At 57.8% G+C, this 5,811-nt stretch carries 4 protein-coding genes and 1 pseudogene; all 5 read left to right on the top strand.

Annotation, left to right across the window (positions count from 1 at the left end):
- Positions 1-599, top strand: a 599-nt coding sequence (locus tag HPY55_16300) for an ABC transporter ATP-binding protein (protein NPV72167.1), incomplete at its 5' end; no start/stop codon positions are given.
- Positions 600-678: 79 nt separating this feature from the next.
- Positions 679-1,617 carry a thiamine pyrophosphate-dependent dehydrogenase E1 component subunit alpha gene (locus HPY55_16295; GenBank protein ID NPV72166.1) on the top strand — a complete coding sequence of 313 codons (939 nt, stop codon included), beginning with the start codon at positions 679-681 and terminating at the stop codon, positions 1,615-1,617.
- A 225-nt stretch (positions 1,618-1,842) separates the two neighbouring features.
- A pseudogene (locus tag HPY55_16290) lies at positions 1,843-2,827 on the top strand (alpha-ketoacid dehydrogenase subunit beta).
- A 55-nt stretch (positions 2,828-2,882) separates the two neighbouring features.
- On the top strand, positions 2,883-4,133 hold the full coding sequence (locus HPY55_16285) for a 2-oxo acid dehydrogenase subunit E2 (GenBank protein NPV72165.1): 1,251 nt from the start codon (positions 2,883-2,885) through the stop codon (positions 4,131-4,133).
- A 12-nt stretch (positions 4,134-4,145) separates the two neighbouring features.
- The coding region (locus HPY55_16280; protein NPV72164.1) for an aldehyde ferredoxin oxidoreductase family protein at positions 4,146-5,811 on the top strand (1,666 nt) is incomplete at its 3' end.

Here is a 5,811-nt window from a genome sequence, read left to right as displayed (position 1 = left end):
GAGCGGGCAAGAGCACGACGCTGAAAACCATCTCTGGCCTGTTGCGGCCGAGTCACGGCACGATTACTTTCAACGGCGAAAGAATAGACGGAATGCGTCCCAGGGATATCGTTGCCCGGGGCATCATCCATGTTCCGGAAGGAAGACGCATATTCCCCGGGTTGACAGTGAGAGAGAACCTGGAAATCGGCGCATGCTTGCGGTGCGACGGCAAGGCCTCCCTGGAGAGGGATCTCCAACACGTCTGTCAACTGTTTCCGCAACTTGCGAAGAGGATGAACCAGCTAGGGTGGAGCCTCAGCGGCGGCGAACAGCAAATGCTCGCAATCGGCAGGGGTCTTATGGCCAAGCCAAAGGTCTTCCTGCTTGACGAACCTTCCCTGGGGCTGGCGCCAGTGGTTGTGGAGAAGCTCTTCGAGGGGATCAAGCAGATCAATGCCGAAGGGCTTACGATCCTCTTAGTGGAACAGAACGCCTACCTAGCACTGAATACAGCCGACCTTGCCTATGTAGTGGAAAACGGGAGGACCGTCCTGCATGGTGCGGCCTCAGACCTTCTCAAGGATGAGAGTGTCAAGAGGGCATACCTCGGTGGCTAGTTTGCGGACGTGCTAGAGACCAGATGCGCTACGTTACTTGCCCTGCAAGGGAGGGAATGCTTTGGAATCGCGGGAGAAGATGCTGCGAATGTATAGGCACATGTTGGCAATCCGGCAGTTTGAGCACAAGGCCGGAGACCTCTTCACGAGAGACGCTGTGCGAGGTTCGATCCACCTGTACATAGGCCAGGAGGCCGTAGCTGTTGGGGTATGTTCTGCTCTTGAGCCTGGAGACTATGTAGTGAGCACTCACCGTGGGCATGGACACTGCATTGCGAAGGGCGGACGCCTGCGAGAGATGATGGCAGAGCTCTTGGGAAAGGCGACGGGATACTGTAAAGGTCGCGGTGGTTCGATGCACATCGCCGACTTTGGCAGCGGAATCCTGGGTGCCAACGGAATCGTAGGCGGGGGTATAGCAATTGCAGTCGGGGCGGCATTCTCAGCTAAGTACCTGAAGAACGGGCGGGTGTCGGTGTGCTTTTTCGGGGACGGAGCTGTTAACCAAGGGATCTTCCACGAAGCACTAAACCTCGCAGCGGTGTGGAAGGTGCCGGCCATATTCGTCTGCGAAAACAATCTATACGCATTGTCTACCCCCTTTCGCGATGCGTTTGCGATAGAGCATGTAGTAGATCGGGCTGCGGGTTACGGTGTGCCGGGCTGCTGTGTCGATGGTAATGACGTGCTTGCCGTGTACGAGGCGGCACGTGAGGCATGCACTCGCGCTAGGGGCGGCGGGGGACCGACTCTGATAGAAGCAGTGACCTACCGCATGGACGGTCATTTCAGGGGCGATCCCTGCCTCTACCGGTCGAAACAAGAGGTCGAGGAATGGGCGGCCAGGGATCCGATCACGAGATTTCGGGCCAAGCTAATCGAAAGTGAGGTTGCCAGCGCGGAGGAGTTGGCGGCAATCGAGGACGAAGTGCGAGCCGAGGTCGAAGACGCCGTACGCTTCGCCCTCGAGAGCCCGGACCCGAGTCCACAGGACATGCTCAACGACATCTACGCATAGCTCCTAGTGCTACTTTGTACGTTTGTACGCGGTCTCTGCCTCATGTTTGGCATCTGCGAAAGCAGTTGACCATACTGGGCATTTGCGGGTACCAAGGCGGCATGGACTGTGCACTTTCGGGGTAGTCCTCCATGGCGGTCCGCTGGAGCCGCCGACGCAGGACGGAAACGGCAACCGTCGATTATTCTGAAACCAGCACTGAACATCATATGGAGGCCTAGCAATATGCGAGAGATAACCTATGCGCAGGCACTGCGGGAAGCTCTCCGGGAGGAGATGAAGCGGGACGAATCTGTCATACTCATCGGAGAGGATATCGGGATTCATGGTGGTGCGTTCTCGGTTACCAAAGGCCTCATAGAAGAGTTCGGGCCCGAGCGTGTGAGAAATACTCCCATTTCGGAGGCGGGCTTTGTGGGGGCGGCTATCGGTGCAGCGCTAACCGGTCTGCGACCGATCGCGGAAATCATGTATATAGACTTCTCCACCATAGCCATGGACCAAATCGTGAACCAGGCTGCAAAGTTGCGCTTTATGACAGGCGGGAAGACGTGCGTTCCGTTGGTCCTCAGAACTCAAGGAGGTGCGGGCAGGGGAAACGCAGCCCAGCATTCCCAGAGCCTCGAAGCATGGTATGCCCACATACCCGGGCTCCTGGTTGTGATGCCGTCCTCACCTTATGATGCAAAGGGCCTTCTGAAGAGTTCCATTAGGGACAGTAACCCGATCATCTTCATCGAGCACAAACTCCTCTACGCTACCAAGGGAGAGGTACCCAGACGAGGGCCAGGAATACCTTGTCCCCATCGGGAAGGCCGACATCAAACGAAAGGGGTCGGACGTCACCATTGTAACCTGGTCTCTGATGGTGAGAAAGGCCCTGTCGGCCGCGGAGATGCTTGCGGAAGACGGCATTGCCGCAGAAGTCGTGGACGTTAGAACGCTGAGACCGCTTGACACCGAAACAATCGTGGAGTCGGTGAAGAGGACCGGAAGGTGTATAGTCGTCCATGAGGCATGCAAAACCGGCGGATTCGGCGCAGAGGTGGTAGCCCGTGTCGTGGAAGAGGCTTTCGATTACCTGGATGCCCCAGTTTTGAGGGTGGCGGCGGCGGACACTCCGATACCGTATTCCAAGACGCTCGAAGACTGGGTGATCCCGAGTGAAGCCGACATCGTTTCGGCTGTAAGAAGGGTTGTGGACGGGTAACAGCGTTCACGTCACGCTTGGGAATCCATTGGATTTGCAGAGGGGGTGCGTGGCAGTGGCAACGAAGGTGCTCATGCCCAAGCTCGGATTGACCATGACGGAGGGAACTATAGTCACTTGGCTTAAGCACGAGGGTGACCCTGTCGAGGAAGGAGAACCCCTTGTCGAGATAATGACCGACAAGGTTACAATGCACATAGAGTCGCCAGCCCAAGGGATCCTGGCCAAGATCCTGCGGCAGGAAGGGGATGTCGTCCCCATTACGGAGGCTATCGCAGTCATAGCGCAGCCAGGGGAAGACATAAGTGATGCCTTCGCTCCACCCGATTCTCTCCGGGTTGAACCCGAGCGTGAAACAGCTCCACCGACCACTACTCAGGGCGCACAGGCACCGGAGTCTGGAGCCATGCGCGATGCGCGAGTCGTCAGGATTTCTCCTGCCGCGAGGCTTGCTGCGAAAGAGCATGGGCTCGGCGAGGCAGAACTTCTCTTGATCAAGGGGACGGGTCCCGAGGGCAGGATAGTCAGACACGATGTCGAGGAATACGTTAGGAAACAGAAGAAGAGTGCACCTCCGGAATCCGGCCAGAAGGAAGCTACTGGGGCTCTGGTCAAGGTGAGGCCGCTATCCGGCATGCGCAAGTCGATCTTTGAGCATATGGCTGAAAGTAAGCACACTGCTGCTCACGTAACGCTGTCGACGGAGGTCGACATGACAGACGCCGTTCGCCTTCGTGAGCAACTTGCGAGCGACGGTACACTGAGCGGCTTACAGAGCCTCTCGAGTTTCTCCTATACCAGCTTAATCGTGAAAGCCGTTGCCACCGCGATACGAGTGCACCCAGATATCAACTGTAGGCTGGCCGGTGACAGCATTGAGGTCATTGCGGATGTCAATATAGGCGTAGCCGTCGACGTAGAAGAGGGGCTCATAGTGCCCGTGATAAAGCACGCCGACCGCATGACTTTGCTGGAGATCGATTGCAAACTGAAAGACCTGGCCGCTAAGGCGCGTGCCGGGAACCTGACGGCGGACGAGGTCACCGGCGGCACGTTTACAGTGACGAATCTGGGCATGTATGGAGTGGAGGTTTTCACCCCCATCATCAACCTCCCCGAATGCGCCATCCTGGGCATAGGGCGCATCACCCAGAAGCCCGCCGTCTGGCAAGGTGGGATCGCGGTCCGAAGCATGATGCACCTGAGCCTTTCGTTCGATCATCGTTTAGTAGATGGGGCACCGGCAGCGCGTTTTCTCGGAACTGTCAAGGAACTGCTAGAGCGTCCGTGCAGGCTACTTCTGTGAGGTATCATGGCCATGGGATACGGTTTTGCAGGACGGATTGCCAGGGTTGATCTCAGTACGCACAAGGTCACCTATGAAGGACTTGACGAAGGGTTTTACCGGACCTACCTGGGGGGCAAGGGCATCGCCCTGTACTACCTCCTGCGGGAACAGAAGGGCCGGATTGATGCGTTCGCTCCACAGAACCACCTGGTATTCGCAGTCAGCGTAGTCGTTGGGGCTCCTGTGCCTGCGTTTGCGAGATTCACGGTGGCTGCCAAGTCCCCTCTGACTGGAGGCTATGGCGAATCCGAGGCCGGGGGATACTGGGGACCGAGGCTCAAGTTCGCGGGCTTTGACGCCGTTGTCATCGAGGGGCGTTCCGAACAGCCGGTGTACCTCTGGTTGCACGACGGCATCGTCGAGATCCGACCGGCAGTCCATCTGTGGGGACTCGATACGGCTGAGACCGAGGGAGCGATACGTTCCGAGATTAACCAGCCCTTGGCGAGCGTTGCATCGATCGGTCCCGCCGGCGAGGCGGGCGTCAGGTATTCATGCATTATTGCGGACCGCCTGCACGCCGCCGGTCGGTGCGGAATGGGCGCGGTGATGGGCTCGAAGAGGCTGAAGGCGGTGGCCGTAAGCGGACGACAGAACGTGCAACTCAAGGCTCCTGAGGCGGTCACGAGAATCGCCAAATGGTACGCCTCCCAGGTGATGGTAAACCCTATGAGTCGCCTGTTGTACGAAATGGGCACACCCGCCGTGTTGGCTCCCGCAAATGCTATGGGCACATTGCCAACCAGGAACTTCAGGGAAGGAGCGTTTGAAGGATGGGAGAAACTGAGCGGGGAGGCCTTCGAAAAGACGATTGCTGAGAGACGGGGCTGCTTCGCCTGTCCCGTAAGATGCAAGAAGATTCCTCACGGTTCGCCTGACGATGAGATGTACGGCTTGCCCGAGTACGAAACAATTGCTGCTTTTGGATCGAACCTGGGCGTTTCGGACCCATCGATAGCCATCGAAGCGCACAAGATATGCAATCGGGCCGGCCTCGACACAATCTCGGCGGGGATGAGCGTGGCGTTTGCCATGGAATGCTTCGAGCGAGGGATACTCGGACAATCCGATGTTGAGGGCCTAGACCTAAGATTCGGCAACGGGCAGGCGGCTCTCCAACTCCTGAGGATGATAGCCCGGAGAGAGGGCATAGGCAAGCTGCTAGGCGAAGGCACGAGAAGGGCCGCGGCAGAGATCGGACGCGGAAGCGAGGCGTTTGCGCTCCACGTCAAGGGCGTTGAACTACCGATGCACGACCCGAGAGGCAAGGTCGGGGTAGGGTTGGGGTATGCGGTCGCAGAACATGGGGCAGACCATATGACAGCGGCGCATGACACGCTCTTTGCCAAGGAGGGGATGTTAGCGGTTCAGGAAGTCTCCACTCTCGGACTTCTTCATGCAGTGGACCCCTTGTGCCTCGACGCGGGCAAAGTCAGGTACTACTTCTACCTAGAGACGTTCTGGAACGCGCTAAAAGCGTTGTCTGGCTGTCTGTTTGGTATTGCCCCAAGGGGCCTTATGCCGATAACCATGGTGGTTGATGTTGTCAGGGCGGTTACCGGATGGGATTTCAGCCTGTGGGAACTCATGAAGGCAGGGGAACGCGCCTCGTGTATGGCCAGGGCCTTCAATTACA

Source organism: Bacillota bacterium, assembly GCA_013178305.1.
Taxonomy (GTDB): Bacteria; Bacillota; Sulfobacillia; order JABLXB01; family JABLXB01; genus JABLXB01.
The sequence above is the reverse complement of the archived record's forward strand: the minus strand, read 5'-3'. Positions and strand labels throughout refer to the sequence as shown.

Bases quoted from the DNA above. Each gene is read 5' to 3' on its own strand.
- HPY55_16295 (NPV72166.1), top strand. From the start codon at position 679: ATGCTGCGAATGTATAGGCACATGTTGGCAATCCGGCAGTTTGAGCAC.